The organism is Streptomyces sp. NRRL F-6492, from assembly GCF_001280125.1.
GTDB lineage: Bacteria > Actinomycetota > Actinomycetes > Streptomycetales > Streptomycetaceae > Streptomyces.
Window position 1 is genome coordinate 1 of record NZ_LGEG01000124.1, and the last position, 753, is coordinate 753.

Below are 753 nucleotides of genomic sequence, written 5' to 3' on the forward strand. Positions count from 1 at the left end.
CCCATCGGGTCGAAGTTCTCGATGGAGCAGACCACCACGACGTTGTCGTTCCTGTCGCGCATCAGCTCCAGCTCGTACTCCTTCCACCCCAGGATCGACTCCTCCAGGAGCACCTCCGTGGTCGGCGAGAGCGTCAGGCCCTGCCCGGCGATCCGCCGCAGCTCCTCCTCGTCGTGCGCGAAACCGGAGCCGGCCCCGCCCATGGTGAACGACGGGCGGACCACCACCGGATAGCCGCCCAGGGTCTCGACGCCCTTGAGGACGTCGTCCATGGAGTGGCAGATCACCGAGCGGGCGGACTCGCCGTGCCCGATCTTCGCCTTCACGGCCGCCACCACGCCCTTGAACAGGTCGCGGTCCTCGCCCTTGTGGATCGCCTCGACGTTCGCGCCGATCAGCTCCACCCCGTACTTCTCCAGCACCCCCTGCTCGTGCATGGAGATCGCCGTGTTCAGCGCGGTCTGCCCACCCAGGGTCGGCAGCAGCGCGTCCGGGCGCTCCTTGGCGATGATCTTCTCGACGAACTCCGGGGTGATCGGCTCGACGTAGGTGGCGTCGGCGATCTCCGGGTCGGTCATGATCGTGGCCGGATTGGAGTTGACCAGGATCACCCGCAGGCCCTCGGCCTTGAGCACCCGGCACGCCTGGGTCCCGGAGTAGTCGAACTCGGCGGCCTGGCCGATCACGATCGGGCCGGAGCCGATGACCAGGACGGACTGGATATCGGTGCGCTTAGGCACGCTCGGCCTCCAT

At 67.7% G+C, this 753-nt stretch carries 1 pseudogene; it reads right to left on the bottom strand.

What is annotated here, in order from left to right:
• Positions 1–740: pseudogene (gene carB, locus ADL08_RS11715) on the bottom strand (carbamoyl phosphate synthase large subunit); the annotation flags it as partial.
• Positions 741–753 lie beyond the last annotated feature (13 nt).